23 protein-coding genes are annotated in these 24,481 nt (G+C 51.1%); 11 read left to right on the plus strand and 12 right to left on the minus strand.

Going from position 1 to position 24,481, the window contains the following annotated elements:
* Positions 1–213: 213 nt before the first annotated feature.
* Positions 214–1,305 carry a redox-regulated ATPase YchF gene (ychF, locus tag MYB54_RS11010; RefSeq protein WP_039275079.1) on the minus strand — a complete coding sequence of 364 codons (1,092 nt, stop codon included), beginning with the start codon at positions 1,303–1,305 and terminating at the stop codon, positions 214–216.
* A 129-nt stretch (positions 1,306–1,434) separates the two neighbouring features.
* Positions 1,435–2,022 carry an aminoacyl-tRNA hydrolase gene (gene pth, locus MYB54_RS11015; RefSeq protein ID WP_010274897.1) on the minus strand — a complete coding sequence of 196 codons (588 nt, stop codon included), beginning with the start codon at positions 2,020–2,022 and terminating at the stop codon, positions 1,435–1,437.
* Between the two features lie 314 nt (positions 2,023–2,336).
* On the opposite strand from pth, the gene ychH reads away from it, so the two are divergent.
* On the plus strand, positions 2,337–2,606 hold the full coding sequence (ychH, locus tag MYB54_RS11020; protein ID WP_014915433.1) for a stress-induced protein YchH: 270 nt from the start codon (positions 2,337–2,339) through the stop codon (positions 2,604–2,606).
* Positions 2,607–2,907: 301 nt separating this feature from the next.
* On the opposite strand, the gene prs is transcribed toward ychH, so the two are convergent.
* The 3 genes from prs to lolB form a co-directional block, all read right to left on the minus strand.
* On the minus strand, positions 2,908–3,855 hold the full coding sequence (prs, locus tag MYB54_RS11025; RefSeq protein ID WP_010274915.1) for a ribose-phosphate diphosphokinase: 948 nt from the start codon (positions 3,853–3,855) through the stop codon (positions 2,908–2,910).
* Between the two features lie 137 nt (positions 3,856–3,992).
* The gene (gene ispE / locus MYB54_RS11030; protein ID WP_205595154.1) at positions 3,993–4,865 is read right to left on the minus strand and encodes a 4-(cytidine 5'-diphospho)-2-C-methyl-D-erythritol kinase; all 873 of its coding nucleotides are present in this window, start codon (positions 4,863–4,865) and stop codon (positions 3,993–3,995) included.
* Between the two features lie 3 nt (positions 4,866–4,868).
* A complete protein-coding gene (lolB, locus tag MYB54_RS11035) occupies positions 4,869–5,492 on the minus strand; it encodes a lipoprotein insertase outer membrane protein LolB (RefSeq protein WP_039288033.1) in 624 nt (207 codons plus the stop codon).
* 232 nt (positions 5,493–5,724) lie between these two features.
* Here lolB and hemA point away from each other — a divergent pair, with 232 nt between their 5' ends.
* From hemA to kdsA, 6 genes are all read left to right on the plus strand, one after another.
* A complete protein-coding gene (hemA, locus tag MYB54_RS11040) occupies positions 5,725–6,981 on the plus strand; it encodes a glutamyl-tRNA reductase (RefSeq protein WP_039480675.1) in 1,257 nt (418 codons plus the stop codon).
* 33 nt (positions 6,982–7,014) lie between these two features.
* The gene (gene prfA, locus MYB54_RS11045; RefSeq protein WP_039529161.1) at positions 7,015–8,097 is read left to right on the plus strand and encodes a peptide chain release factor 1; all 1,083 of its coding nucleotides are present in this window, start codon (positions 7,015–7,017) and stop codon (positions 8,095–8,097) included.
* Entirely contained in the window at positions 8,097–8,942 is an 846-nt protein-coding gene (gene prmC, locus MYB54_RS11050; protein WP_248721938.1) for a peptide chain release factor N(5)-glutamine methyltransferase, read from the plus strand. Before prfA ends, prmC begins: the two co-directional genes overlap by 1 nt.
* Before the next feature lie 5 nt (positions 8,943–8,947).
* A complete protein-coding gene (locus MYB54_RS11055; RefSeq protein ID WP_010274936.1) occupies positions 8,948–9,349 on the plus strand; it encodes a SirB2 family protein in 402 nt (133 codons plus the stop codon).
* A gap of 2 nt (positions 9,350–9,351) precedes the next feature.
* Positions 9,352–10,161, plus strand: coding sequence for an invasion regulator SirB1 (gene sirB1 / locus MYB54_RS11060; protein ID WP_010274939.1), 810 nt, complete (start codon positions 9,352–9,354; stop codon positions 10,159–10,161).
* A 75-nt stretch (positions 10,162–10,236) separates the two neighbouring features.
* A complete protein-coding gene (gene kdsA / locus MYB54_RS11065; protein ID WP_010274945.1) occupies positions 10,237–11,091 on the plus strand; it encodes a 3-deoxy-8-phosphooctulonate synthase in 855 nt (284 codons plus the stop codon).
* A 175-nt stretch (positions 11,092–11,266) separates the two neighbouring features.
* On the opposite strand, the gene ydgH is transcribed toward kdsA, so the two are convergent.
* The gene (ydgH, locus tag MYB54_RS11070; RefSeq protein WP_039275051.1) at positions 11,267–12,220 is read right to left on the minus strand and encodes a DUF1471 family protein YdgH; all 954 of its coding nucleotides are present in this window, start codon (positions 12,218–12,220) and stop codon (positions 11,267–11,269) included.
* A 579-nt stretch (positions 12,221–12,799) separates the two neighbouring features.
* Between ydgH and pntA the strand changes: the two genes are divergently transcribed.
* Complete coding sequence (gene pntA / locus MYB54_RS11075; RefSeq protein WP_043901867.1) at positions 12,800–14,329, plus strand: Re/Si-specific NAD(P)(+) transhydrogenase subunit alpha; 1,530 nt, start codon at positions 12,800–12,802, stop codon at positions 14,327–14,329.
* A gap of 10 nt (positions 14,330–14,339) precedes the next feature.
* Positions 14,340–15,728, plus strand: a complete 1,389-nt coding sequence (gene pntB, locus MYB54_RS11080; protein WP_248721939.1) for a Re/Si-specific NAD(P)(+) transhydrogenase subunit beta — start codon at positions 14,340–14,342, stop codon at positions 15,726–15,728.
* Between the two features lie 140 nt (positions 15,729–15,868).
* Here the strand turns inward: pntB and uspE are convergent, their stop codons facing one another.
* From uspE to ogt, 3 genes are all read right to left on the minus strand, one after another.
* Positions 15,869–16,819: a universal stress protein UspE gene (gene uspE, locus MYB54_RS11085; RefSeq protein WP_014915421.1), complete on the minus strand. Its 951-nt coding sequence runs from the start codon at positions 16,817–16,819 to the stop codon at positions 15,869–15,871.
* Between the two features lie 190 nt (positions 16,820–17,009).
* On the minus strand, positions 17,010–17,756 hold the full coding sequence (gene fnr, locus MYB54_RS11090; RefSeq protein ID WP_010274971.1) for a fumarate/nitrate reduction transcriptional regulator Fnr: 747 nt from the start codon (positions 17,754–17,756) through the stop codon (positions 17,010–17,012).
* Between the two features lie 291 nt (positions 17,757–18,047).
* Positions 18,048–18,575, minus strand: a complete 528-nt coding sequence (ogt, locus tag MYB54_RS11095) for a methylated-DNA--[protein]-cysteine S-methyltransferase (RefSeq protein ID WP_014915420.1) — start codon at positions 18,573–18,575, stop codon at positions 18,048–18,050.
* 545 nt (positions 18,576–19,120) lie between these two features.
* On the opposite strand from ogt, the gene MYB54_RS11100 reads away from it, so the two are divergent.
* Together MYB54_RS11100 and MYB54_RS11105 are read left to right on the plus strand one after the other, a co-directional pair.
* The gene (locus tag MYB54_RS11100; protein ID WP_010274975.1) at positions 19,121–20,416 is read left to right on the plus strand and encodes a Gfo/Idh/MocA family oxidoreductase; all 1,296 of its coding nucleotides are present in this window, start codon (positions 19,121–19,123) and stop codon (positions 20,414–20,416) included.
* A 111-nt stretch (positions 20,417–20,527) separates the two neighbouring features.
* Positions 20,528–21,847, plus strand: coding sequence for an ABC transporter substrate-binding protein (locus MYB54_RS11105; protein ID WP_039463913.1), 1,320 nt, complete (start codon positions 20,528–20,530; stop codon positions 21,845–21,847).
* Between the two features lie 66 nt (positions 21,848–21,913).
* Here the strand turns inward: MYB54_RS11105 and sodC are convergent, their stop codons facing one another.
* Genes sodC through MYB54_RS11120 form a run of 3 tightly spaced genes read right to left on the minus strand, consistent with a single transcriptional unit; the run spans position 21,914 to position 24,443 of the window.
* Positions 21,914–22,438 (minus strand): superoxide dismutase family protein, encoded by a 525-nt coding sequence (gene sodC / locus MYB54_RS11110; RefSeq protein WP_014915417.1) that lies wholly within the window; start codon positions 22,436–22,438, stop codon positions 21,914–21,916.
* A gap of 53 nt (positions 22,439–22,491) precedes the next feature.
* Positions 22,492–23,721, minus strand: coding sequence for an SAM-dependent methyltransferase (locus tag MYB54_RS11115; RefSeq protein ID WP_014915416.1), 1,230 nt, complete (start codon positions 23,719–23,721; stop codon positions 22,492–22,494).
* On the minus strand, positions 23,718–24,443 hold the full coding sequence (locus tag MYB54_RS11120) for a DUF1365 domain-containing protein (protein WP_043901866.1): 726 nt from the start codon (positions 24,441–24,443) through the stop codon (positions 23,718–23,720). Before MYB54_RS11120 ends, MYB54_RS11115 begins: the two co-directional genes overlap by 4 nt.
* Positions 24,444–24,481 lie beyond the last annotated feature (38 nt).

Consider the following 24,481-nt stretch of genomic DNA (forward strand, 5'->3'; position numbering starts at 1 on the left):
TATGATCTTTAACAATCGGGTCAACAATCTGATTGTAATGATTCTTAACCAACGGAAATCATCTGGTCTACGTTCAGGTCGTTTGCGATATAGATGAGCTTTCGAGAGGGGACGAGACGTTATGAAAAGAAAATCCACGCAGTTGCGTGGATTTTATAGGTTTTGCCAGTCTTCATGCGATGCATTGATATCGCATGAGACAACAAAATCAAATTAGACGTTGAACAGGAAGTTCATCACATCGCCATCTTTAACGATGTATTCTTTGCCTTCTGAGCGCATTTTTCCGGCTTCTTTCGCGCCTTGTTCACCCTTGTAGGTGATGAAGTCTTCATAGGCGATAGTCTGGGCGCGGATGAAGCCTTTTTCGAAGTCGGTGTGAATCTTACCAGCGGCCTGCGGGGCGGTAGCGCCGACAGGGATAGTCCAGGCACGAACTTCTTTCACGCCAGCGGTGAAGTAAGTTTGCAGGTTCAGCAGCTCATAGCCCGCACGAATTACGCGGTTCAGGCCCGGCTCTTCTAACCCTAACTCAGCCATGAATTCTTCACGGTCAGCATCGTCCAGCTCGGCAATATCCGATTCAACGGCGGCGCAGACGGCCACAACGACAGAACCTTCAGCGGCCGCGATTTCACGCACTTTATCGAGGTATGGATTGTTTTCGAAACCGTCTTCGTTGACGTTGGCGATGTACATCGTTGGTTTCAACGTCAGGAAGCTCAGGTAGCGGATGGCTGCTTTATCTTCATCGCTTAAATCCAGCGAGCGCAGCATGCCAGCGTTTTCCAATTGTGGTAAACATTTCTCCAGCGCGGCCAGCTCAGCTTTAGCATCTTTATCGCCGCCTTTGGCTCTCTTCTGCACACGATGAATGGCGCGTTCACAGGTGTCGAGGTCCGACAGAGCTAATTCAGTGTTGATGACTTCAATATCATCAGCTGGATCAACTTTATTGTTGACGTGGATGATGTTGTCGTTTTCGAAGCAGCGTACAACGTGGCCGATGGCTTCCGTTTCACGAATGTTGGTCAGGAACTGGTTACCCAAACCTTCACCTTTGGACGCGCCTTTTACCAGACCGGCGATATCAACAAATTCCATGGTGGTAGGGAGGATACGCTGTGGCTTAACGATTTCAGCCAGCTTGTCCAGACGTGGATCGGGCATCGGTACTACGCCAGTGTTCGGCTCGATGGTACAAAACGGGAAGTTGGCCGCTTCGATGCCGGCTTTGGTCAGCGCATTGAACAGAGTGGATTTACCGACGTTAGGCAGCCCAACGATACCGCATTTGAATCCCATGTTTATATCACCTTAAATAACTTATTAATCAGGCAATTACTATCTCTTGCCTGTCAGAATGGAAATATTTCGGCCGATTATACACGGAATGGCGATTTATCTCGATCTGCCATCCGCATTCTGACCAGATTATGCCGCTTTGAAGGCATGCAAGCGATTCATCGCTTTGATCATGTCTTCTTTCATCAGGATTTCTGTGCAGCGTACGGCTTCGTCAATGGCATCGTCGATCAGCGTCTGTTCGCTCGTCGGCGGTTTGCCCAGCACAAAGCCGGTCACTTTGCTTTTATCACCCGGATGGCCGATACCGATGCGTAAACGATGGAAGTTTGGGTTATTACCCAATTTACTAATGATGTCTTTCAGACCGTTATGGCCGCCGTGTCCGCCGCCCAGCTTAAGTTTGGCAATTCCCGGTAATAAATCCAGCTCATCGTGTGCCACCAGAATTTCATCAGGCTGGATGCGGTAGAAGGTGGCCATTGCCGCGACGGCTTTGCCGCTCAGGTTCATGAACGTGGTGGGAACCAGCAGACGTACATCTTGCCCAGCCAGATTCAGGCGAGAGGTGTAACCAAAAAATTTGCTTTCTTCTTTCAGCGGCTGACGGTAAGCGTCCGCCAGACGATCGACAAACCAGGCACCCGCATTATGGCGGGTGGCGGCGTATTCAGCGCCGGGATTCGCCAGGCCGACAATTAATTTAATGCTGCTCACGGTATATTCCAGATTACGTGCTTAAACTGACGCAGGGTAGCGTGATAAACGAAAGCGTTAGTTTACACACCGCATGAGGTATAGCCAAATATCGGTGTTGGAATGTAAAAATAATGTTATTTGTTTAGTGGTGTGATTATTCGGATTTTTGTCTATTTGTTTGTTTAAACGTAAAAAAATATTAATCATTCCCCTTATCTGTGATCCCTCCCGCAATCATCTAAGTACGTTATTGTCTATAATTACATCAATAATAAGACAGTAAACAGTAATGGCACTCCGATTCATCCACAGAATTAATCTGGAGGTGGCAGATGAAACGCAAGAACGTGACAGTACTAGGTAATGTATTGATGGGTATCGGGATGATCATGATGATTGGCGGCATCGGTTTTTCTATCGCCAGCCAGTTCCCGAAACTGAATGTTCCTGAATATATGACTTACATTGATCTGGTCAGTATTTTTTCTGGCGCAATATTTTGGTTGGCGGGGGCTCGTATTAGCGGGCGTGAAGAAGTCGCGGATCGTTACTGGTGGGTTAAACACTTTGATAAGCGTTGTCGCCGCCAACGCCATCAATAACCGTTAATTACCCATAAGTATTAATACGCTATAAGCATTAATGAAAATGAACAATAGAGCCGCTGTAGCCTCGCTATGGCGGTTTTTTGTTTTTTATCACGTATACACTAAATAATTCGAGTTTCAGGCAAGCGGCAAGGGAAGGAATCCCGATGAGCTTACTTAAGTAAGTGATTCGGGTGAGTGAACGCAGCCAACGCACATGCAACTTGAAGTATGACGTGTAGAGAAATAAGAAAGCCACCTTGTTACAGGTGGCTTTCTCATTATCGTTTTTGATCGATTACTCGATCAGCGGCGATTAATGTTCAAACATTGCAGAAATGGATTCTTCGTTGCTGATACGACGAATCGCTTCGGCCAACATACCGGACAGCGTCAACGTACGAACATTCGGCAGTGAACGAATGTTTTCCGCCAGCGGAATGGTATCGCAGACAATCACTTCATCAATTACAGAGTTCTTGATGTTCTCGTAAGCATTGCCTGAGAAGATCGGGTGTGTGGCATAAGCGAATACACGTTTAGCCCCACGTTCCTTCAGCGCTTCCGCCGCTTTGCACAGTGTGCCGCCGGTGTCGATCATATCGTCAACCAGCACACAGTCACGGCCAGCGACGTCACCGATGATGTGCATCACCTGAGAAACGTTGGCACGCGGACGGCGCTTGTCGATGATCGCCATGTCGGTATCGTTCAGCAGTTTAGCGATTGCGCGGGCACGCACAACGCCACCGATATCTGGAGAAACCACGATCGGGTTTTCCAGATTCTGTTGCAACATGTCTTCCAGCAGGATCGGGCTACCGAATACGTTATCTACCGGGACATCGAAGAAACCCTGAATCTGCTCAGCGTGCAGATCCACAGTCAGAACACGGTCAACACCCACGCTGGACAGGAAGTCAGCAACGACTTTCGCGGTGATTGGCACACGTGCGGAACGCACGCGACGATCCTGACGGGCATAGCCGAAGTAGGGGATAACGGCGGTAATACGTCCCGCGGAAGCGCGACGCAGAGCATCGACCATCACAACCAGTTCCATCAGGTTGTCATTGGTGGGTGCACAGGTGGACTGGATGATGAAAATATCACCACCGCGTACATTTTCATTGATTTGCACGCTGACTTCGCCATCGCTAAAACGACCGACAGCGGCGTCGCCAAGGCTAGTGTACAAACGGTTGGCAATACGTTGTGCTAGTTCCGGGATGGCGTTACCAGCAAAAAGCTTCATATCAGGCACGAGAAGAACCTCAGGCTTGCGTCCAGAGAAATATTGCACCTGCCAAGCAAGGAAGAACAACAGGTACAACATGCATACGGGTGTATGAATTAAGTTTGCTACAGACTGGCCGCATGGCAGCCGGTGTGTGGCAAAACCTAACGTTGCCCAGAAAGCGTACGGTGTAGCGGAGAGATATTAACACCTCTCGCGACGAAACCGTTTAACCATTCCGGGGCCTGGTCAAGCACCTGACGGGCTGCGAACTCGGTGTCAAACTCTGCAAACACACAAGCCCCCGTTCCAGTCAGGCGCGCCGGGGCATATTCTAGCAGCCATGAAAGTAGCTGTTCAACCTCACGAAAACGTTTTCTTGCGATAGCTTCACAATCATTGACGAAGGTCTGGTTTAATAAAGTTTCTAAATCACGAATTGGCGAATTCCGCGTCAACTCAGGATCGCCGAAAATCAACGGCGTGGCAATACTCACGCCAGGGTGAGCGACCAGATACCATTTTTCTGGCGGATTTGCTGGGGTTAACTGCTCGCCAATGCCTTCGGCAAAGGCAGAATGCCCACGAACAAAGACGGGAACATCTGCACCCAATTGCAGCCCCAGTTCGGCCAACGTATCCACGCTCAGCCCGCTTTGCCACAAATGGTTGAGAGCGACCAACACGGTCGCTGCATTGGATGAACCCCCGCCCAGCCCACCGCCCATCGGCAGACATTTCTCAATACTGATGTCTGCGCCGAACCGAGCAGGGCGAATATCGTAGCGTTCGCAGTGCTGCTGTAATAAGCGTGCGGCGCGGACGATCAGGTTTTGCTCGTTCTCTACACCGTCGACAGGGGTAAGCAGGTTAATCTGGTCGTCATCACGCGGCCGAATCGTCAAGGTGTCACCGTAATCCAGAAACTGGAATAGCGTTTGCAGCAGGTGATACCCGTCTTTTCTCTGGCCGGTAATATAAAGAAACAGGTTCAGTTTGGCGGGGGCAGGCCATGTCTCGATAACCGTCGGTTGCATCGCTTATTTAACCATCCAGTTATTCATCTTCAGCTTAATACGCTGTTCACCCTGAACCAGCTCCAGACTGGTTGGCAGCGGAGGCGTTAACTCGGTGTTGTAGCTCTGATAGCTGACGTTCCAGTTTTGATTGCCCTGACGATAAGTGATGGTTTTCAGCAGATAGCGTTCATCCAGCGTGAATTCGGTGGCGTCACCTGGGATGCCGAGGATCCACTGGCGCAGATTATTCAGCGGGATCGCCATGCCGGTCAGTTGCTGAATCATGTATTCGGCATCTTTACCCACGTAACGCTTACCCTGATTGTCGGTGATTTGCACGCCGTCAGGTTGGGCACGCAGTTCTAATTCGGTGCTGCCGAGCGGGTTGGTCAGCAGCAGTCGATAACGCTGCGGCGGTGTGTCCTGCCAGAAGAAATTGGCTGATACTCTTTTACTATCGGAGATATAGGCAAAAGCGCCGCGTGTCTGATATTGGCTGAGCTGCTGGACCTTTTGCTGATGCTGTTGCCACTCTGGCGAGGTAGGGCTTTTACCCGTTTGGGTCGGTTGATTAATGCTACAGGCGGCAAGCAATACGCTGGCTAAAGGCAGTAAACGCAGGCATCGGACGGTTTTGGTTGGCATGTCGGTCGTATCCTGTAAATGAACGAAGTCCGTGAAATACGTCACGCTAACGGGCTTACCGCTCAGCGTCAATGATTGTTATTCGTTAATGGCGTTTATTGTTTTTTGTCAAAAAGTGACTACCTCAGACGAGGTGTATCGCGTGCTGTCGCTTTTCTTGCACTCCTGCATCAAGTAGAATGCGGTTCAAACGAAACCCATACTAAGACCGGTATTACTCAGAAACAGCCTAATGACCCTGCTTGCGCTTGGTATTAATCACAAAACCGCACCGGTTTCTCTGCGTGAACGTGTTGTGTTCTCACCAGATAAACTCGGGGTGGCCCTCGACAGTCTGCTACAGCAACCGCTGGTGCAGGGCGGCGTTGTGCTGTCTACCTGCAATCGCACGGAACTCTACCTTAGCGTTGACGAACAGGAAAACCAGCGTGAGCAGCTGATTCGCTGGCTGTGTGAATATCACCAATTGCGCCCGGAAGAGGTCAACGGCAGCCTGTACTGGCATCAGGATAATGCCGCCGTTAGTCATTTGATGCGTGTTGCCAGCGGTCTGGATTCTCTGGTGTTAGGCGAACCGCAGATTTTGGGGCAGGTGAAGAAGGCATTTGCTGAATCACAGCGTGGTCATTCCTTGTCCAGCGAGCTGGAGCGCCTGTTCCAGAAATCTTTTACCGTGGCCAAACGTGTTCGTACGGAAACGGATATCGGTGCCAGCGCGGTGTCGGTGGCATTTGCCGCCTGTACGCTGGCGCGGCAGATTTTTGAATCACTGTCGGATGTCACGGTGCTGCTGGTTGGTGCCGGAGAAACCATTGAACTGGTTGCTCGCTATCTTCGCGAGCACAAAGTACAAAAAATGGTGATTGCGAACCGCACCCGTGAACGCGCACAGGCGCTGGCAACGGAAGTGGGCGCAGAAGTCATCACGCTGGCAGAGCTGGACGAACAGCTCGTTCAGGCCGATATCGTGATCAGTTCAACGGCAAGTACGTTGCCGATTATCGGAAAAGGGATGATGGAACGGACGCTGAAGGCGAGACGGAATCAGCCAATGCTGATGGTGGATATTGCGGTTCCGCGTGATATTGAGCCGGAAGTCGGCAAATTGCCGAACGTTTATCTCTACAGTGTGGACGATCTGCATGCCATCATTCAGCATAACCTCGCGCAGCGCAAAGCGGCGGCGGTTCAGGCTGAATCTATCGTGCAGCAGGAAAGCTCTGACTTCATGGCGTGGCTGCGTGCGCAGTCCGCGGTGGAGACCATTCGCGATTATCGTGCTCAGGCCGATGAATTGCGTGCGGAAATGACGGCCAAAGCGCTGGCTGCCATCCAACAAGGCAATGACGTTGAAGCGGTGATTCAGGAACTGACACACCGTTTAACCAACCGTCTGATTCACGCGCCGACCAAATCCCTTCAGCAAGCCGCTCGTGACGGCGACCAAAATCGGTTACAAATTTTACGTGACAGCCTTGGGCTGGACTAGCATTCATCTCTATTACAGGATTTAACCGCCCGCATGAAGCCTTCTATTGTTGCTAAACTGGAAGCGTTACAAGAACGCCATGAAGAAGTCCAGGCGTTACTCGGTGAGCCCAGCGTCATCGCTGATATGGATCGCTTTCGCACGTTGTCGCGAGAATATGCGCAGCTCACTGATATTACCCGCTGTTTCCAGCAATGGCAGCAGGCGCAAGAGGATCAGCAAACCGCAGAAATGATGCTGGACGATCCTGAAATGCGCGATATGGCGCAGGAAGAGTTGAAAGAAAGCAAAGCGACAATTGACGCACTGGAGCAGCAGCTTCAGGTGCTGTTGTTGCCGAAAGATCCCGACGATGAGCGCGGCTGTTTTCTGGAAGTGCGCGCCGGAACGGGCGGCGACGAAGCGGCGATTTTTGCCGGTGACCTGTTCCGTATGTACAGCCGTTATGCTGAATCACGCCGCTGGCGCGTTGAGGTGGTAAGTGCCAGCGATGGCGAACATGGCGGCTATAAAGAAGTAATCGCCAAAATCTCCGGTGACGGTGTGTACGGTCAGCTCAAGTTTGAATCTGGCGGTCATCGCGTTCAGCGCGTTCCCGCAACGGAATCTCAAGGACGCATTCATACCTCGGCCTGTACGGTCGCCGTGATGGCGGAAGTGCCGGAAGCGGAGATGCCGGACATCAACCCGGCGGATTTACGCATCGATACCTTCCGCTCTTCTGGCGCGGGCGGTCAGCACGTTAACACCACCGATTCTGCTATCCGTATTACCCACTTGCCAACCGGTATTGTCGTGGAGTGTCAGGACGAGCGTTCACAGCACAAAAACAAAGCCAAAGCGCTGTCGGTGCTGGGGGCGCGTATTCGTGCCGCAGAAGTGCAGAAACGTCAGCAGGAAGAAGCGTCAACTCGTCGTAACCTGCTCGGCAGCGGCGATCGTTCTGACCGTATCCGGACCTACAACTTCCCACAGGGAAGGGTGACCGATCACCGCATTAACCTGACGCTGTACCGGCTGGATGAAGTCATGGAAGGGAAGCTGGACACGCTAATTCAACCAGTTGTGCAGGAATACCAGGCCGATCAGCTTGCTGCGTTGTCCGAGCAGGAATAATGACGTATCAGGATTGGTTAATCTCTGCCGCGGCGCAGCTCGCGGCGGGAGAAAGTCCGAAGCGAGATGCGGAAATTTTGCTGGGATTTGTGACTGGCAAGTCCCGCACGTTCCTGCTGGCGTTTGGTGAAACTGAGCTGAACGCGGCTGAACAGCAGCAGTTAACTGGGCTGCTGCTGCGTCGTGAACAGGGGGAACCTATCGCCTATTTGGTCGGCGTGCGTGAGTTCTGGTCATTGCCGTTGGCCGTGTCGCCCGCCACGCTGATTCCTCGTCCCGATACCGAATGTCTGGTCGAACAAGCCTTGCTACGCCTGCCTCAAACGCCGTGTGCCGTGCTGGATCTGGGCACCGGAACCGGCGCGATTGCGCTGGCGCTGGCGAGTGAACGGCGTGATTGCCGGGTGACTGGCGTCGATGTTCAACCCGATGCCGTTGCGTTAGCGACAAAAAACGCCCAGCAATTGGGGCTCGACAACGCCCATTTCTTATCCGGAAGCTGGTATTCGCCGCTTGATCACAAACGCTTTGCGCTTATCGCCAGTAATCCCCCGTATATTGATGCCGATGATGTGCATCTGTCGCAGGGCGATGTCCGTTTTGAACCTGCCAGCGCGCTGATTGCCGCCGACAATGGCCTGGCGGATTTACGCACCATTATTGAATCTGCGCCGCATTATTTGGACGACGGTGGCTGGCTGCTGCTGGAACATGGCTGGCAGCAGGCTGATGCGGTGTGTCAGCTATTGCAGGCCCGAGGATTTACACAAATAGAAACCTGTCAGGACTATGGTGGCAATGACCGTGTGTCGTTAGGACGCTGGTCGGATACCCCAATTTATTAGGAGCAATGGACGTGATAACTCTTTATCCAGCCACGATATATCTGCATCTGGCAACGGTTGGCATTAGTATTTCCCTGTTTGTGATTCGTTTTTTTTGGCTGTGCCGACAATCCGCTATGCTGCAACAGCGCTGGGTGAAAATCCTGCCGCATATTAACGACACCTTGTTATTAATCAGCGGTATTGGTTTAATCACGCTTAGCCATACGTATCCGTTTACTCCCGAGCAAAGCTGGCTGACGGAAAAACTGTTTGGCGTTATCATTTATATCCTTCTTGGCGCTATCGCCTTGGGGAAACGCCCCCGTAGCCAGAACGTTCGCTGGTTGGCGTTTGTATCTGCTTTAATATGCTTTGGTGTGGTCGTGCTGCTGGCACTGACGCAGTCACCGTTGCTGATGGAATAATTATGAGTGCTATTGCTGATTTTGAATTCAACCAGTCACTGCTAAGTGATGGTGTCGTGTTGGTTTCACAGGCGATTCGCCGCGACTTTCCCGCTCAGGATGTGCGGCAAAATCTGCAACAGCTGGTTGAGAACGCTCGGGCTGCTATTCCTGACGACCTTGAGCAAGATCTTCAGCTTGAAAAGCTGATTGAGCTGTTTTATCACACCTGGGGATTCGGCGGTGCGGGCGGTGTTTATCGTCTTTCTGATGCGCTGTGGCTGGATCAGGTGCTTGAATCTCGTCAGGGTATGCCTGTATCGCTTGGCGTTATCTTTTTGCATATCGCCAATGAGCTTGGCCTGCCGCTGATGCCGGTGATTTTCCCGACGCAGCTGATTTTACGTGCCGATTGGCTCGATGAAGAGATGTGGCTGATCAATCCGCTAAATGGCGATACGTTGAGCGAGCATGTGTTGGAAGTCTGGCTGAAAGGTAATATCGGCCCGTCAACCCGCCTGCTGGATGAAGACCTGGATGAAGCTGAGAACGTCCTGATCGTGCGTAAAATGCTCGACACGCTGAAAGTCGCCCTGATGGAAGAAAAACAGATGGAGCTGGCGTTGAGAGCCAGCGAAGCGGTGCTGCAGTTTGACCCGGACGATCCCTATGAAATCCGCGATCGCGGCCTGATTTATGCTCAACTGGACTGCGACCATATTGCGCTATCCGATCTTAACTATTTCGTTGAACAGTGCCCGGAAGATCCGGTGAGTGAAATGATAAAAGTGCAGATTCACTCGATAGAGCAGAAACAGATTGTCTTGCATTAAAAAAACAGTCTTACATTAAGAACCCGTTTTGCAGCAATGCTACGTTAATTTATTTCCCGACATGAAGGTAAAAGTATGACGAATAAAGTGGTCAAGATAGGGGATATCCCCGTCGCCAACGATCTGCCTTTTGTGCTGTTTGGCGGCATGAATGTTCTTGAATCACGCGATCTGGCGATGCGCATTTGTGAGCATTACGTCACGGTCACGCAGAAGTTGGGCATTCCTTACGTGTTCAAGGCGTCATTCGATAAGGCTAATCGTTCCTCTATTCACTCTTACCGAGGTCCTGGTCTGGAAGAAGGGATGAAAATCTTCCAGGAACTGAAACAGACCTTTGGTGTAAAAATTATCACTGACGTGCATGAATCGCATCAGGCTCAGCCCGTTGCCGATGTGGTTGATGTGATCCAGCTTCCTGCATTTTTGGCGCGCCAAACCGATCTGGTGGAAGCGATGGCGAAAACCGGTGCGGTGATCAACGTGAAAAAACCGCAGTTCGTTAGCCCAGGTCAAATGGGGAACATCGTCGATAAATTCATCGAAGGTGGCAACGATCAGGTGATTCTGTGCGATCGCGGTAGCAACTTCGGTTACGACAATCTGGTTGTCGATATGCTGGGCTTCAATGTCATGAAGCATGCCTCCAACGGCGCGCCGGTGATTTTTGACGTTACGCATGCGCTACAGTGCCGCGACCCGTTTGGTGCGGCGTCCGGTGGCCGTCGTGGACAGGTAACTGAGCTGGCGCGTGCCGGTATGGCCGTCGGTCTGGCAGGACTGTTTATTGAAGCTCACCCGGATCCTGCGAATGCGAAGTGTGATGGTCCGTCTGCGCTGCCGCTGGATAAACTGGAGCCGTTCTTGCAACAGATCAAAGCGATTGACGATCTGGTGAAAAGCTTCCCAGAACTGGATACCAGCAAGTAATCTTACTCACGGTAGATTGATTACTGACATAAAAAAACGTAGGGAACGTTTTTCAACGTCGCTTGCGACGGCCCGCAGGGTGGCGGGCAGGACGCTCGCCATAAAAAAACCCGCGATATCGCGGGTTTTTGTGTTTATAACGTTCGTCGTTTTCTACGACACAGCGCGATGGCTGTTATTTATAAAGGTCGGCGCTGATCGTGAGGTTGTTGCCTTTACCTTCCCACTGTCTGGTAATGTGGTAGTACTTGGCACCTTTCTCGCCTGCGCGTTTAGCAACGGCTTCAGACACCTGCGTCATGTTGGTGTAGTTGCCGCGGAATTTAATCGAATCGAAAGGCACCATCTGCGCTGCCGTGGCATTGTTCAGTTCCTGAATTTTGGAACCATCCGCTAACGTTACCGTGTAACGTCCGCCTTTTGACGATTGTGTTTCGAAGAAATTACCTACGTTGCGGCTAGGGCTGCCAGAGCTGGCAACACCAGGGATTTCCACCTTGGCGGCTTCTGCACCACCCGCAGCCAGTGCCGCACGGCCTGCATCAGAATCCGCAGGGATGACGTCGGTGCTCTGGGTCTGGCGCTTCGGTGCGTCGGCTTTATAAATGTAGGCAGTAATTTTTTGGTTACCGCTATTCGAGTTCACATCAACCTGACGAACGATGTAGAACGAATCGGCATTTTTCTCTTTTGCTGCTTTCGCAATGGCGTCGTTCACGTCCGGTTGGCTGCGGAAGAATCCGCCAACGGTGACTGTGTCATAGGGTTCTAACCCGTACGCCACATCTTTCGGCAGCTCTTTCACACCGTAGAAGGTGCGGAATTGGACATCCTGATTCGCCTTTGGCGCATCTTTGCGATACAGGTCGACCGTGACATTCCAGTTGCCGCTCGAATTAGCGTCATCCATCGCTTGTACATAAAACGACTCTGCGCCCAGCTTGTCGGCGCGTTTTGAGGCTGCGGCTACCGCTTCATTGATCGCGTTAAAACGTCCTTTAAACGTAATTCGTTCAAAGGGTTGCAGGGATTCTGCCTGTTCAGGCGTCAGTTCCTGTGCAGCCTGCGCTGAAAATGCCGAGAGTGATAACAACAATGTAGATGCAATAACAGTAGTCTTCAGCTTCATAAAAAATCCTTTCGCCTTCCTGCCACTCGAATTATTTAAGGTATAGCAATCAACCTGTAACGGAATAGGGCTGATTATCGCACGGAATAAATTCTTGTGCTTTAGCATTTTCAGCGGGCTGAAAAGCCATGATACTTCGGCTTGCAACAAGAAAAGTGCTAATAATAACGGTTAATGATTGTTTTAACATCATAAGGGATATTTATACAATTTATCGCATTAACAACCTTGTAACACATCGTTTTTGTGAAACAGCCCAGAAAAATACTTCTGTAATAATGCTACAAAAGGCAGAGAAGAGCATGATTTTCGACCAAGAAAGGCTGACAGGACCTGTGATAACTCGGCTTTTCTGTGAAATTCATTTTATTTATGGATCATCGATCACATTTTCAGTACGTTATAAATGAGTTCGCCTACAGTGAGACGCCTCAAAAAACGAGTGGTAAGAAGATGATAAGACCTTCTTCCTACCGCGTGAATGCGGGGTTACAGGGTGCAGTAGGTCTCGGCGAATTCGTATAACAGAATAGGGTGAGAATAATAACCTTCGTTAAAATAAGCGAAAAGGGTATCAGCATGCGTATTGGTGTACCAAGAGAGCGGTTGGCCAATGAAGCCCGTGTAGCAGCGACGCCGAAAACGGTTGAACAGCTGCTGAAACTGGGCTTTACGGTCTCGATAGAACGTGAAGCGGGAAAACTGGCAAGTTTTGACGATGCGGCATACGAAGAAGCAGGTGCGTCGATTGTTGACAGTTCGGAAGTCTGGCAAGCCGATATCGTCCTGAAGGTGAATGCGCCGCAGGATGATGAAATCGAACTGACCCGAGCGGGCAGTACGGTTGTCAGCTTTATCTGGCCAGCGCAGAACCCAGAGCTGCTGGCGAAGCTGGCTGCCCGTCAGGTGACGGTGATGGCGATGGATTCCGTGCCGCGTATTTCGCGCGCGCAGTCACTGGATGCGCTCAGCTCGATGGCTAACATCGCGGGCTATCGTGCCATCGTTGAAGCTGCTCACGAGTTTGGCCGCTTCTTTACCGGGCAGATTACCGCCGCAGGTAAGGTTCCGCCTGCTAAGGTTATGATTATCGGGGCTGGCGTGGCCGGTTTGGCTGCGATCGGTGCCGCAGGTAGCTTAGGTGCTATCGTTCGTGCTTTTGATACCCGCCCTGAAGTAAAAGAGCAGGTTAAGAGCATGGGGGCTGAGTTCCTCGAACTTGACTTTGAAGAAGAAGCTGGCAGCGGCGACGGTTATGCCAAAGTCATGTCTGAAGCCTTTATCAAAGCCGAAATGGAACTGTTTGCCGCTCAGGCAAAAGAAGTCGACATTATCGTCACTACCGCACTGATCCCTGGAAAACCGGCACCGCGCCTGATCACCAAAGAAATGGTGCTCAGCATGAAGCCCGGCAGCGTGATTGTCGATTTAGCGGCACAAACGGGCGGGAACTGTGAATTGACCGTAGCCGATCGCGTCACCGTGACGGAAAACGGCGTCAAAATTATCGGTTACACCGATTTACCTAGCCGTCTGCCGACGCAATCCTCACAGCTTTACGGTACGAACCTGGTTAACCTGCTGAAATTACTCTGCAAAGAGAAAGACGGCGAGATCGACGTCGATTTTGACGATACCGTGATTCGTGGCGTGACCGTCATTAAAGAAGGTGAGATCACCTGGCCGGCACCGCCTATTCAGGTTTCCGCACAGCCACAGCAGGCAAAACCTGCCGCTGCAACGGTGAAGGAAGACGCCAAGCCGACGTCGCCGTGGAAGAAATATGCGTTCCTTGTGATCGCCATCCTGCTGTTTGGCTGGCTGGCCGATGTTGCGCCTAAAGAGTTCTTGTCTCACTTTACCGTTTTTGCGCTGTCCTGCGTGGTGGGTTATTACGTTGTCTGGAATGTCAGCCACGCCTTGCACACGCCATTGATGTCAGTCACTAACGCAATATCAGGCATTATCGTTGTCGGAGCATTGTTGCAGATCGGCCACGGCGGATGGGTGTCGTTCTTCTCATTCATTGCCGTATTGATCGCCAGCATCAATATTTTCGGTGGTTTCACCGTGACTCAGCGCATGCTGAAAATGTTCCGTAAAAACTAAGGGGTAACACATGTCTGGTGGATTAGTAACTGCTGCATACATTGTTGCCGCAATTCTCTTTATTTTCAGTTTGGCTGGGTTGTCCAAGCACGAAACGTCGCAACAAGGGAACATCTTTGGTATCAGCGGGATGGCGCTTGCGCTGGTCGCGACGATTCTGGGGCCGGATTCTGGCAACGTGGGTTGGATCATCGTCGCCATGGCGATCGGTGGATCAATCGGTATTTATCTGGCGCGTAAGGTCGAAATGACCGAAATGCCAGAACTGGTCGCGATTCTTCACAGCTTTGTGGGCTTGGCTGCGGTACTGGTTGGCTTTAACAGCTTCCTCGATCACGGTGAAATTACCGATCCGGTGATGGTCAATATCCATTTGACGGAAGTCTTTCTGGGTATCTTCATCGGTGCGGTAACCTTCACGGGGTCCGTTGTTGCTTTCGGTAAGCTGCGTGGCAAGATCTCTTCCAAGCCGTTGATGCTGCCTCATCGCCATAAAATGAATCTGGCGGCGATGGTTGTGTCCTTCCTGCTGCTGCTGGTTTTCGTCAATACGGGCAGCGTGGCATTGCAGGTACTGGCGCTGATCCTGATGACGGCGATTGCACTGGTATTTGGCTGGCATCTGGTTGCATCGATTGGTGGTGCGGACATGCCGGTCGTTGTTTCTATGCTAAACTCCTACTCCGGTTGGGCGGCAGCGGCAGCGGGCTTCATGCTGAGCAATGACCTGCTGATCGTGACCGGTGCTCTGGTGGGTTCTTCGGGTGCGATTCTGTCTTACATCATGTGTAAAGCGATGAACCGTTCCTTTATCAGCGTGATTGCCGGTGGTTTTGGTACGGATGGCGTGTCCTCTGGTGAGAGTGAAGAAGTCGGTGAATACCGTGAGGCTTCAGCAGAAGACGTGGCTGATTTACTCAAGAACTCAACTTCCGTCATCATCACGCCGGGATACGGTATGGCCGTCGCGCAGGCGCAGTATCCTGTGCATGACATCACTGCAAAACTGCGCGCACGTGGCATTAACGTTCGCTTTGGTATTCACCCAGTTGCAGGGCGTCTGCCTGGTCACATGAACGTGCTGTTGGCTGAAGCAAAAGTCCCTTACGACATCGTGTTGGAAATGGATGAAATTAATGATGATTTCACCGATACCGATACCGTACTGGTCATTGGCGCGAATGATACCGTTAACCCGGCGGCGCAAGAAGATCCACACAGCCCAATCGCTGGCATGCCAGTGCTGGAAGTGTGGAAAGCGCAGAATGTTATCGTGTTCAAGCGTTCCATGAATACCGGTTATGCTGGCGTACAGAACCCGCTGTTCTTTAAAGAGAACACGCAGATGCTGTTTGGCGATGCCAAAGACAGCGTTGAGGCGATTCTGAAAGCGCTGTAAGCGTGACGGGAAGTCGATAACGAAAGGGGCGAAGTCGCCCCTTTTTTACGTCTCAAATATAGTGAGGCGCAGCATCGCCAAAAAATAATGCCAGCACTGAGGCTGGCATTATTTGATGTTGAGCGTGATGATGCGAGCAATCAGCTGTTATCACCGTCTTCGAGCGTAATCGGTGACACGAAATCATCGGGTTTGATGGCAAGTAAATCGCACTTCAAGTGATCGATAACATGCTCGACGGTGTTGCCGATAAAGGCAGCGGAAAGGCCGGTTCTGCCCAGCGACCCCAACACTACGACTCCCGCCTGCAGATGCTCCGCCAGATCGGGTATCACTTCTTCCGGCAACCCTTTTTCCACGTGCGTTACGCGTTCATCCAGGCCGAATTTCTGCCGTAGCGACTTCATGGCGATAAGGTGCTGCCCTCGAATTGCATCGTTATAGACGCTGGGATCGAAATCAGGCAGTTCAATGGCGATATTGATGGGGGTAACAGGGTAGGCACCGACCAGATGAACCTCAGTCTGATCAACATGCTGTGCCAGCTCCAGCGTTTCCGATACCAGTTTGATATTGAGCGGATCGTGATACGGGTCTTCGCTAGCCAGATTGACGGCAACTAACGCGCGACCTTCGACTGGCCAAGGCTGGTCTTTTACCATCCACACGGGGCAAGGGCACTTGCGCAGTAGCTGCCAGTCGGTTGGCGTAAAGATAACGGCTTCCAGCCGATCGTGCTGGTGTGCCATCTTCAACAACAGGTCATGCTGACCGGAAATCACTTCCCGAATAATGGCTTCAAAGGGCTTGTTGTGCCACACCACTTTGATTTCTATCGAAACGCCCGCTTCGATGTAGTATTTGCACTGTTCCGCAATCCACTCGGTTCGTTGCTGAATAACGCCCTGACGCATTTCCACCCGTTCATCGGGAGAAAGCAGGGTTGTCATTTCATAAGAGAAATCATAAATCGGCAGAAATGCCTTGATACGGCCGCCAAGTCGCTGAACCAGGTAAACCGCCCGACGCAGCGCTGGTTGGTCATCCTGATTTGGGTCAATAGCTACCAGTAAGTTCTGATACTTTGCCATAGCTCCTCCAAACAGCTGTTACTCCACAGCCTGTCATTCAAGAGTACCGCAATGGAATCGTTTTGGACAACAGAGATAAGCCGCAGAATAACAAAATAGGAAATATCACGGATGGGGAGGAAAAGAGGGGGATAACATTGACGTTGCCACAGTAAAAATGCGGCAACGTCAAATAGTTAGGCTGGAAAGATTACTTGCGTGAAGAGCCTGCTAATTCGGAAAGCGCATCCAGATTCTCGATCGTGATGTATTTTCCTTTTACCGCCAGCGTACCACTTTTCTGGAAACGCCCCAGCAGACGGCTGATGGTTTCAACGGTCAGCCCCAGATAGTTGCCGATATCACCGCGCGTCATGGTCAGACGGAACTCACGCGGCGAGAAACCGCGCTGAGCGAAACGGCGGGAAAGGTTGTAGACAAACGCCGCCAGACGCTCTTCAGCATTCTTCTTCGACAGCAGCAGAATCATGTCCTGATCGCCACGGATTTCGCCGCTCATCAGGCGCATCATCTGTTGACGCAGGTTAGGCATTTTCCCAGAGAGATCGTCCAGCGTCTCGAAAGGAATTTCGCAAACCATTGAGGTTTCCAGCGCCTGTGCGAAGCTCGGGTGTTGGGCTGTACCGATAGCATCAAAGCCCACCAGGTCACCCGCCAGATGAAAGCCAGTGATTTGCTCGTCGCCTTGCTCCGTGATGGTATAGCTTTTTATCGTACCGGAGCGGATAGCGTACAGCGACCTCAGTTCATCGCCAGCCTTAAACAACGCCTGCCCCTTCTGGATAGGCTTCTTCCTTTCAATGATGTTGTCGAGCTGATCGAGCTCGTGTTCATTCAGGGTGAAAGGAATGCATAGCTGACTGATACTGCAATCCTGACAGTGGATTGCACAACCGCCAGACTGGATGCGTCGGATAATTCGCTTTTCCGGGATCATAGGCTTTGCTCAGGCAATAATTGATATTGGTCAATTTTAACAGCTTTTATCGGCTCTGATAAGACCGGCAATCACCGGAATAGACCAATAAATAGTGAACTAACTATAATTTTTCGATTTTTCTGGGAAATATTCCGATATATAAGGCCCGTGCGGAGGTAATATTTTTGTCTATTACGTTACAGTACGGTTAACACATTGATTAATCCGAATCGCTTACGATGATAAGCAATTCGGAGGGCATGTTCGCGTGTCGCGAAGCGTAAAAATTATAACGGTAAACTATTCCGTCTAGGTAAATAGCTGTCGAGGTAAATAACCTTCGTGAGCGAGTAGCCACTGTTTACGGTGAATGCCGCCTGCATAACCCGTCAACGCACCGCCTGTACCGATGACGCGATGGCACGGAACCACGATGCTGACAGGGTTGGAGCCGTTTGCCATGCCAACCGCACGCGCTGCGCCGGTGCGTCCCAGTAGCGTTGCGAGTTCGCCGTACGTAGTAATTTCTCCACAGGGGATTCGACGTAATTCCTTCCAGACCTGCTGTTGGAATTCGGTCCCTACAGAAGCAACGGGCAGCGTATCAATAATCGCTAATTCACCATCAAAATAGCGTTGCAGGCTCTCTGTCAGGCCACCGGGATTATGACGCGGCTGTAACGAAAAGGGATCATTTCGATAACTGCGATTGAGCAGGCGAAATAAATCATCTTCATACTCGCGCCACTCGACGGCACGCAAATGATTATTTTCATCCGCAATAATCAATAACTCCCCAAGCGGAGTTGCCATAGTGTCCTGAAAAAAAATCTGCATAGTGATTCCTTACGCGCTTATCGCTTTCTTGCTTCTCTCATGAGTTACGTGCTGATTATCCGGCATCCTCCGACGGATTGAAAATAAAATGCGAGATATGTCACGCGGTAAGGTGAAAAAAGAGAAAACCGTCACGCTCGTTACTCGTGTTGGGTAGCACTATGTGGGAGCGAATCCCGTTGACGTACGAATACTTAAGAGAGGCAATGCACATCTAACATAAGGTATGGGGATGCACTCCAGCTAACATTGCCAATAAAATCAATCGTTAATGTAGGAAATGCTCAATTTGTATTTATGAGAGATGGAACATGCCAATCTTCATCCTACTGCCAGACAACATCATCACATGGCAATAATATGAAGGTGAACGATGTTGGGATGCTCTATTTTTTTATGGCAAAGGCATAAGCGTGTGGGTATGGCTTGTCATAATGAAAATCACTCAGCCAGCTCCTTGCCAGTCAATCCGGTAAACGTTTTAGCGTCCTGTTTTTATGTACGAATAGCTATGTGTCCTACGTTATTTGGAGGAAATGCGCAGAATGAAAAAAAAATATGCCGTAGTGGGAACGGGAGGCCGCGCGGGCCTTTATCTGGAGTCGATCGCCAGGGATTATCAGGATCAGGGACAGTTTGTTGCTTTTTGCGATACAAACCAGACGCGAATGAATTACGCCAACCAGATTGTCCATAAATATGGACACGATAATGTGCCAACTTACCGCGCCGAACAGTTTGAACAGATGATTGCGGAAACCAAGCCGGATGTGGTTATTGTGACGTCTCTGGATCGGACGCATCATCACTATATTATCCGGGCAATGGAATTAGGCTGTGATGTCATCAGTGAAAAACCGATGACGATTGATGAAGAGAAATGCCAGGCGATTATTGATGCGATTAACCGTACTGGCCGTAAATTGCGCGTGACCTTTAATTACCGCTACGCCCCGCATCACAGTAAAGTCCGTGAATTAATTGCTGCCGGGGTGATTGGCGAAGTCTATTCTGTTCACTTTGAATGGCTGCTGAATACCGAGCACGGGGCGGATTATTTCCGTCGCTGGCACCGTGACAAACGCAATAGCGGCGGACTGTTGGTGCACAAATCCACGCACCATTTTGATCTGGTGAATTTCTGGTTGAATAGCGAACCGGAAACGGTCTATGCGCAGGGTGATTTACGTTTTTACGGTAAAGCGAATGCCGAAGCGCGCGGTGTCACAGAATTTTATTCCCGTTCACATAATAGCGCGGCGGCAGAAAACGACCCGTTTGCGCTACACATGAATAAAAGCGAACAGCTGACCGCCTTATATTTAGACGCCGAACATGAAGACGGTTATTACCGCGATAAAAGCGTGTTCGATGACGGTATTAATATTGAAGATGTACTGGGTGTGATGGTGCGCTATAAGAGCAAAGCTATCATGACGTACTCATTAAACGCCTATTTACCCTGGGAAGGGCTGAACGTGGTGTTTAATGGCAGCAAGGGCCGGTTAGAAATGAAACTGGTAGAAAAATCTTATGTAAACGGAGGCGGACAAAAAGAGGATGAAGGTGCGCTGAATGAATGTGAAATAAAGATCTATCCGATGTTTGACGAGCCTTATGTCGTACCGGTTGAATTTAAAGCCGGCGGACACGGCGGCGGCGATCAGGTCATGTTGAACGATCTGTTTGGTACACCGGAACCCGATCCATTACATCGCGCAGCAGATTATCGTGATGGGGCCATGTCTATTTTAACTGGCATCGCTGCCAATCGATCATTACGCACCGAACTGCCAGTGAAAATAAGCGAACTGGCCGTTAACCTGAAAAGAGGGAATTAATCAGAGTACCTGCCATTTCAGGCAGAAAATGCTTCCGCATCCGTAGTACCTGTCTGTCCGCATACCGGCAGACAGGTGGAAACCTCCGAATACTATTATAAGGGTTCTATTATGGCGAAAACACGGAACAAATTATCTCACCTACTCCTGCTCTGTGCTGCGCTGCCCGTGGGCGCGGCATTTTCTCACTCCGCTGACGCCGCCGAGATCCGTATCTCCTGGTGGGGGGGCAATCAGCGGCATGAGGCGACACTCGCGGCAATTAACGCGTTCCAAAAAGCCAACCCGACGATTACCGTCAAAGCCGAATATGCTGGCTGGGATGGCTACCTTTCCCGTCTGTCAACCCAGATGGCAGGGGGGCAAGAGCCTGATGTGATTCGTATCGACTGGAACTGGCTGCCGCAGTTTTCCCGCAATGGCGACGGCTTTTATGATTTGAATAAACAAAAAGATATTCTGGGGCTGGGAGATTTTCCGCCTAACGCCCTGAAAACGGCAGACGTAAAAGGGAAGCTACAAGGTCTCCCGATTTCGATGACGTCCCGCAGCATGATTTACAATAAAACCACCTGGGATAAAGCAGGCATCGCCTATCCGCAAACCTGGGATGAGCTGTTTGCCGCTGGTCCGGTGTTTAAACAAAAACTAGGCGACAATTATTATCCGCTTGGCGTTGCTCAAGGTTCAAGCGATGTGCTGGATATTCTGACGCTTGGCCGTAGTTACATGGCACAGAAATACGGCATTGATATGATCGATGAGAAGAAGCAGAGCATTGCCTATAGCCGCGATCAGGTACGGGAACTCTTCGGCTTTTATAAAAAGCTGGTTGATTCCCATGTGATACCCGATCAGCGCTATTTCTCCTCATTCGGCCGTACCAACGTCTATGAAATTCGCCCCTGGATTAACGGCGAGTTAGCCGGGATGTATTTATGGGATTCGGCCATCTATACCTATTCCAGCAATATGCCGAAAGATGCGGTGCTGGAAACAGGGCCGTTCCTCACCATGCCCAATGCCAAAGATTCGGGGCTGATCTCCAAACCGTCTTCACTGTTCGCCATCAGCAAGAACAGTAAGCATCCTAAAGAGGCGGCGATGCTGATGAGTTTCATGCTGAGTAACCCGGAGGGCGTGAAGGCATTAGGATTGCAAAACGGGATGCCTGCTAACCCGAAAGCGCAAAAACTGCTGGAGGATATCGGTGTGATCAACCCCGGTAACCTGTTAGCGAATGCCTATCGGGCGGCAGCGGAGCAGCCTGCGACTAAGGTGCCTGTTTCACCGTTTATGGAAAATCAGGAATTGGTCCAGCTGTGGACAAGCAGTCTGCAAAAACTGGATTACGGTAACGGAGAGGTGAATAAGGTTGCCGATGATTTCCTGAACAGCGCTAACCGTATATTAAAACGTGCGATCCGCTAACTACCGCTGTTAATGTGCGATGCCATGTCGGAACGAGATGGCATCGCACGTCTTAAACGTTACGCCTTACTTAATCACACCACACGCCATTCTGGCTCCGCCACCGCCCAGTTTTGCTGGCGTGTCCGCGTAGTTATCACCGCCAACGTGAACCATCAACGCATGGTTCTTCACCTCAGAGAGTGATTTTATCCGGGGAGCCAAAATCGGATAGGTTGACGTGCCATCTGCATTCACGACCAGACCGGGCAGGTCGCCCAAATGTCCCTGATCGTTATACGGGCCAAGGTGTTTGCCGGTTTTTTTCGGATCGAGATGGCCACCTGCCGCCAGAGCGGGAACCGGTTTGCCGTCTTGCTCGGCAGGTTCACAGCTGGCATTTTCATGTACATGGAACCCATGAATACCCGCTTCTAATCCCTTCAGATTCGGAGTGAAAAGCAGGCCGTACGGCGTTTCCGCAATGGATACCTCACCGATACTTCCACCCGTGCCCGTTGGCAGTGCTTCATTCAGCGTCACCGTGGTGCTTGCCGCGAAGGTGGAACAGGAAAAGAACACGCCTGTCAGGATAAGTGCCTTCAGTTTCATTGTCTTTTGCCTCTTAGGGTTGAGTGTAGAGAATCAGTCGCGATGCTTTGTGCTCATGGCCTTTCTGCGGTGAGCTGTACCGTGCTAATAGTGCGTGCGCGAAAGCCCGCCTCACAATAGCAAAGGTAAAACACCCACAGGCGTTGGAACGTTTCATCAAAGCCCTGAGCACTCAGCATATGCCACTGTTGATAAAATCGCTGCCGCCATTCGCTGAGGGTGCGGGCATAGTCCTGACCGATATCAAACAGGTCGCGGGTGATAAAGTCGGTATGCCGCGTCATGGTGGTGGTCATCGCAGTAATCGAGGGCAGAAAACCGCCGGGGAAAATATAACGCTGGATAAAATCGACATTGCGGCTGTAGTGACGGTAGCGCTGATCGGCAATCGTGATCGCCTGAAGCACCATGCGGCCTTGTGGACGCAACAGTTGCTGGCAGCGCTTGAAGAAGGTGGGCAAATAAGCCTTTCCGACCGCCTCAATCATTTCGACCGACACCAGTTTGTCATACTGGCCGGTTAAGGCGCGGTAATCCTGTAGCAGTACCGTGACTTTATGGCTCAGCCCTGCGTGCTGAATGCGCTCAACCGCGTAGTCATACTGCTGTTGCGACAGCGTGGTAGTGGTGACATGGCAGCCATATTCACGCGTGGCCAGCTCGGCTAATCCTCCCCAGCCAGTGCCAATTTCCAGTAAGTGATCCGTTTCACAGAGCGCCAACTGTTCGCAGAGGCGACGCAGCTTGGCGCGCTGTGCGTCTTCCAACGTCATGTCGGGTTGCTGATACCAGGCGCTGGAGTAGAGCATCTCGCTATCGAGAAAGCTGCGGTAAAAATGGTTACCCAGATCGTAATGGGCGGCAATATTTTTCTGTGCCTGCTGAGGACGATTACGACGGCACCAGTGGATGACACGATGAAATGGCCCCGTCAGCCAGCCAAAGCGCGTTTCAAGCGTATCGACTAGCGCCTGATTCTGCGCCAAAAGCTGGAGGACGAGCGTGAGGTTGCTTGAGCTCCAGTCGCCATCGATATAGCTTTCACCCGCAGCGATGCTGCCACCCAGCAAGACACGGCGATAAACACGGTGGTTATGTATCGTGATGTCACCTTGCAGTACCGCGTGCCGATCCCCGAATAACGTTTCATTGCCTTCTGGTTCGTGAAGGCGCAACCCTCCGCCTTCGATTCGACTAAGCAGAAGAAATACCACTTTTCTGGCCCGCGTATAGCGAGCGGTATTGCTCGGGTGACGAACCAGCTGTGTTTCCGTTGAACTCATGGGTTGTCCTTCTTTCCAGACTGCGGATGAGGATAAATGGGCGAGCGTTTAATCCACAGTTTCAAAGCCTGCCAATATATGGTACAGGCGGTTTTCATCGTCATTAACGGCAGAGACCAAAGCTGAGCGCGCAGGGCGGCACGAGTGAGCGGCTGACGATGCAGCACCAGCGTCGCGTCAAATTCGCGTCCTTGCCTGTGGTTCTCGATGTGGATCCGCAAACGCGCGTCGGGCGGCGTGAGTCGCCAGTGATACACCATCTCCATCGGGTTAAAAGGCGACACATGAAACGCTTTGGAAACCGGCGTAGAACCATCGGGGACGACGGCATAAGTATGGCGTTCGTTCCAGGGCGTATTACGCACTTCTGCCAATAACCAGCGTAGTTCGTTATGCTCATCGTACAAATAATAGAAATTCACCGGGTTGAAATAGCAGCCCAAGTACCGTAGCTGGCACAGCAATAGCACCTTCCCCGTGAGGCGTTCTCCGGTTAGGTCTGCAATCCGATCCTGCGCTTTGGTTTTGATATCGCCGCCACCGAGGTAATCGCCACGACAAAATGACGCAGGGGAAAAGCGCTCCAGCGCAATGCCGACATGCGGCAAAGCGGGAATCTCATCTAAATCGATTAACGTCATGAATAACGCATAGTCGAAACGATGCGTGACGGGCGTGAAGCGTCGATGACGAACCTTGCCAACATATAAGGCGCTATTCATCTTGCACGCTCTGATGGAGGTGGCTGGCGCCATTTTTG

The organism is Pectobacterium nicotianae (genome assembly GCF_023272715.1).
In the GTDB taxonomy this organism is placed as follows: domain Bacteria; phylum Pseudomonadota; class Gammaproteobacteria; order Enterobacterales; family Enterobacteriaceae; genus Pectobacterium; species Pectobacterium brasiliense.

Excerpts from the sequence above, each read along its gene's own strand:
- ychF (WP_039275079.1), bottom strand. The coding sequence starts at position 1,305 with ATGGGATTCAAATGCGGTATCGTTGGGCTGCCTAACGTCGGTAAATCC.
- ychH (WP_014915433.1), top strand. The coding sequence starts at position 2,337 with ATGAAACGCAAGAACGTGACAGTACTAGGTAATGTATTGATGGGTATC.
- ispE (WP_205595154.1), bottom strand. The coding sequence starts at position 4,865 with ATGCAACCGACGGTTATCGAGACATGGCCTGCCCCCGCCAAACTGAAC.
- lolB (WP_039288033.1), bottom strand. The coding sequence starts at position 5,492 with ATGCCAACCAAAACCGTCCGATGCCTGCGTTTACTGCCTTTAGCCAGC.
- hemA (WP_039480675.1), top strand. The coding sequence starts at position 5,725 with ATGACCCTGCTTGCGCTTGGTATTAATCACAAAACCGCACCGGTTTCT.
- prfA (WP_039529161.1), top strand. The coding sequence starts at position 7,015 with ATGAAGCCTTCTATTGTTGCTAAACTGGAAGCGTTACAAGAACGCCAT.
- prmC (WP_248721938.1), top strand. The coding sequence starts at position 8,097 with ATGACGTATCAGGATTGGTTAATCTCTGCCGCGGCGCAGCTCGCGGCG.
- MYB54_RS11055 (WP_010274936.1), top strand. The coding sequence starts at position 8,948 with ATGGACGTGATAACTCTTTATCCAGCCACGATATATCTGCATCTGGCA.
- sirB1 (WP_010274939.1), top strand. The coding sequence starts at position 9,352 with ATGAGTGCTATTGCTGATTTTGAATTCAACCAGTCACTGCTAAGTGAT.
- kdsA (WP_010274945.1), top strand. The coding sequence starts at position 10,237 with ATGACGAATAAAGTGGTCAAGATAGGGGATATCCCCGTCGCCAACGAT.
- ydgH (WP_039275051.1), bottom strand. The coding sequence starts at position 12,220 with ATGAAGCTGAAGACTACTGTTATTGCATCTACATTGTTGTTATCACTC.
- pntA (WP_043901867.1), top strand. The coding sequence starts at position 12,800 with ATGCGTATTGGTGTACCAAGAGAGCGGTTGGCCAATGAAGCCCGTGTA.
- pntB (WP_248721939.1), top strand. The coding sequence starts at position 14,340 with ATGTCTGGTGGATTAGTAACTGCTGCATACATTGTTGCCGCAATTCTC.
- uspE (WP_014915421.1), bottom strand. The coding sequence starts at position 16,819 with ATGGCAAAGTATCAGAACTTACTGGTAGCTATTGACCCAAATCAGGAT.
- fnr (WP_010274971.1), bottom strand. The coding sequence starts at position 17,756 with ATGATCCCGGAAAAGCGAATTATCCGACGCATCCAGTCTGGCGGTTGT.
- ogt (WP_014915420.1), bottom strand. The coding sequence starts at position 18,575 with ATGCAGATTTTTTTTCAGGACACTATGGCAACTCCGCTTGGGGAGTTA.
- MYB54_RS11100 (WP_010274975.1), top strand. The coding sequence starts at position 19,121 with ATGAAAAAAAAATATGCCGTAGTGGGAACGGGAGGCCGCGCGGGCCTT.
- MYB54_RS11105 (WP_039463913.1), top strand. The coding sequence starts at position 20,528 with ATGGCGAAAACACGGAACAAATTATCTCACCTACTCCTGCTCTGTGCT.
- sodC (WP_014915417.1), bottom strand. The coding sequence starts at position 22,438 with ATGAAACTGAAGGCACTTATCCTGACAGGCGTGTTCTTTTCCTGTTCC.
- MYB54_RS11115 (WP_014915416.1), bottom strand. The coding sequence starts at position 23,721 with ATGAGTTCAACGGAAACACAGCTGGTTCGTCACCCGAGCAATACCGCT.
- MYB54_RS11120 (WP_043901866.1), bottom strand. The coding sequence starts at position 24,443 with ATGAATAGCGCCTTATATGTTGGCAAGGTTCGTCATCGACGCTTCACG.